The following is a 3,102-nucleotide window of genomic DNA, read 5'->3' as shown; positions in this document are numbered from 1 at the left end:
TGCCATCCCCGCCATGTGTACGGCTCATAAAAATCGCGCCACCCATGACCTTGGCGGCAGCCATGGAACCACCGATTTCACCCAAGCGGTCATTAACCGGCTGTAAGCAGCACTGCGAAAAAAGGACCTCATGCTTTGTTCCAGTCTCCTCTAGCGAGGAGATTGGATGCTAAATGATTGAGCTACTCAATTATGGGCTTACGTCGACCCAGTTCAAAACTGGAACTTGATGCTGTCGCAACTGAGCATCCACTTCGAAGGCCGACTGGATGATCACATAGACCTATGAAAACTTTGCTGACACAGAATATTGAACACCCTCGAGTTGCGCGTAGAAAACGCTGTTATTTCAGTTTAACGGAATTTTCTACTTATAACTGCTCCGATTTTTCAGGCGGATTACACATAGCCTATCGACCTAATTTACGCACTAATGGTCATTTTAGCCATTGTCCAATGTCTACCTGTCCGCTCCATTTTTTTGCAGGCTCCCAAGGCCAAAATCATCAATTAATGTATAGGATTTGTGATAAAGTTGCTCTGGATGGTCAGTGAGAAGCTCAAACATAATAACGCCCTTATTTACACTGTATATGTAACTAACGAGAGGAGATTCGGTAAGTAATTTGTCCGTTAAAACAAAATGATAGTAAATATCGCCTTTGACTTCTGATGTTATTTCCACGAGTTCCAGAACCTTGTCTTCGTCCAGGTTCCAAGCGCTCGGAGCTGAAAGTGGTGTTAACGGAATATAGAAATACGAAAGAATGGTAAAGCCGTCTTTTTTTTCAATGTCCGTTGGTATACCAAAATGGCCAAAATAAGCAACTACATTTTTGTTCTTTTTATCGCCCGGTTTGAACACCACCATTTCACCATCAACATTCAGGTAATTCGCCTCTAAATTGAACTGTTGCGCACTAATGCCTTGTGAAAATAAAAAGTTTAATAATATTGCAGCCACCAAAATCTTCATACTTCACCTCCTATCATAAGTACGCATAAATTCCATATACTCATTCGCTTTTTGCTCTATGTCAAAATGTTTTATACTGGCATAGTCTCCTTCACTATTGCGAGGGTAGACTAAATCTCTCACCAAATGAGCACCTTCATGACTAACCACATCTTTTATTCCTCCATATCCAAGCCGCAGTTTTTTACCGTAACCTGATACTGGTCGTCCATTGGCTCCCATCGCACGTGCAGAAGATCTATAGAAAGTAACCGTTGCTCCAGTTCCGTCCTTGTAAATGCCAGCCTCCGCGAATCGTAATGGGGGCTCATCTTTACTATATTTGAAACTTGCAGATCGGAGATTAATCTGTGCTTCTTCTAAGTGCTTTCGTCTTTCATCATCTAAAGAAGAATCTTTTAAAGCGCGATCTACCGTCTCAATATGGTCGGATATTCCGTTATCCAATAAGTACATCAGCTTGCGATCAAACTCATCGAGATCGCTAGCATCTGTATCATCTGCAAGTGTTAAATGGTTAGGTGTCCATTTTTCCGGCACCGTCACATCATCTACCGATAATGCATTCACGTGATTCTGCGATCCAATCTGAGCCGTATTCTTAACATCAACCGTAAATGCTTGACCATTAATAGCGGTGGTAGCAGAGCTGACGCCATTATTCCCTTCGGCTTTGAGTGTCTTACCATCCTCACTTAAGCTGGCAGTACCGAGGCTATTACCGTCTTTGTCAACGATCTCCGCAGTACCACCGGCTTCTAGCCCACACTCTCCTACTGTTTGGTCGGCCTGACACGACAAGTAGCCGCTGGGATCGGTTCCTCCCAGCGGATTATTCATAATATAGGAGTAAGGATTCATGGACTGGCTGTTGCCAGGGCTTTGAATAAACGGATCCACGCTCAGGAAACGTCCAAGGTTGTAATCGTACACCCGTCCGTTCATATGAATCAGTTGCGCTTCATCAATATGCTCATGGTCGGTAAAACCCCGCATAGTAAACGGTGTGCCGTTGGCAACGTTAAAGAGGGTTGCCGAGGAGCTTGGCTGCATGGTGCCATAGCGGGGCTTGCCGAACGGGTCGTAGCTGCGATGCTCCATGATGAGATTGTTGTGATTGGTGAGTGTCACAACAGAGCCTAAACGGTCGCGCAGGGTGTAGGTGATTTCATGGCTCGCCAAGGCCTGACTCGCATGCTCCGTACGCTTGATGACAGCGATATCATCAATGTAGGTGCGGGTAATGGTGTCACCGCCTGTCAGCTCCACTTCGACAGAGCCATCAATGTAATACAGCGTGCTAGAGCTGCCGATGACCTTCTTGAAGCGCTGCCAGTTGGCATCATAGGAGAAACTCACCGTGGTGCCGTTGGCCGTGATTTGCGTGGGCTTGTTCATCGCGTTATAGGTGATGCTCTTACCCGCGCCACTTGTCAGGTTACCGTTGTTATCATAAGTAAAACTTGCACTACCACCACCAACAAGCGTTGCGCTCAGCACTGCATTAGGCCCGGCATTACCGCTATTACTCTTACCGCTTGCGCCGTAGGTCATGCTACTGGCATAGTCGCTTTTCTGCGTGAGGTTTCCGGTGGCATCGTAGCTGTAGGAGATACTGCCGCCTGAAGTCAGACTGCTGCTAGTCAGCCGGTGCAGGTCATCATAGCTATAGCTTTCAGTTGAACTTGATGCGCCGTTGTTGCTATAGACCGTCTGGCTTGCCAGGTTACCGAAGCTGCCGTAGAAGTACTCAAGGTAATGGAGCTCATGCCCCATCGCACTTGAAGCGTTGACTCGCTTGAGCTGACCAGAGACCTGGTCATAACTTCTGTTCTCATACAAGGTACCGTTGTTTCTCTCCATCTGGGTGATATTCTGCAAGGCATCGGCCTGAAGGTTTTCCTGATAGACAAAGCCAGAGCCGGCATTTTTTACCCTAAGTACATTGCCGTACGGGTCATACTCATAAGCCACCTTAATGCCACTGGCATGCTCAATGGCTTTCACCCGACCATAATTGGCGTCAAACTCGGTACGTGACGTGTACGTGGTGCCATTAACGACCGTATCTTTTTGCACCATACGGCTGTAGGTGTCGTAATAGTAGTTCACCTGGTGCCCAATGG

2 protein-coding genes are annotated in these 3,102 nt (G+C 46.7%); both read right to left on the bottom strand.

Annotated features, from left to right (window positions below; all coding sequences use genetic code 11):
- Positions 1-460: 460 nt before the first annotated feature.
- Positions 461-976: a hypothetical protein gene (locus tag EFO84_RS00770; protein ID WP_127346164.1), complete on the bottom strand. Its 516-nt coding sequence runs from the start codon at positions 974-976 to the stop codon at positions 461-463.
- Between the two features lie 3 nt (positions 977-979).
- The coding region (locus EFO84_RS00765) for an RHS repeat domain-containing protein (protein WP_205701916.1) at positions 980-3,102 on the bottom strand (2,123 nt) is incomplete at its 5' end.

This window comes from Pseudidiomarina mangrovi (genome assembly GCF_003999375.1).
GTDB lineage: Bacteria > Pseudomonadota > Gammaproteobacteria > Enterobacterales > Alteromonadaceae > Pseudidiomarina > Pseudidiomarina mangrovi.
Note: the sequence above shows the minus strand (reverse complement) of the source record. Positions and strands in the feature narration are given on the sequence as shown.

Coding starts and splice junctions, on each gene's coding strand:
- EFO84_RS00770 (WP_127346164.1), bottom strand. CDS start 976: ATGAAGATTTTGGTGGCTGCAATATTATTAAACTTTTTATTTTCACAA.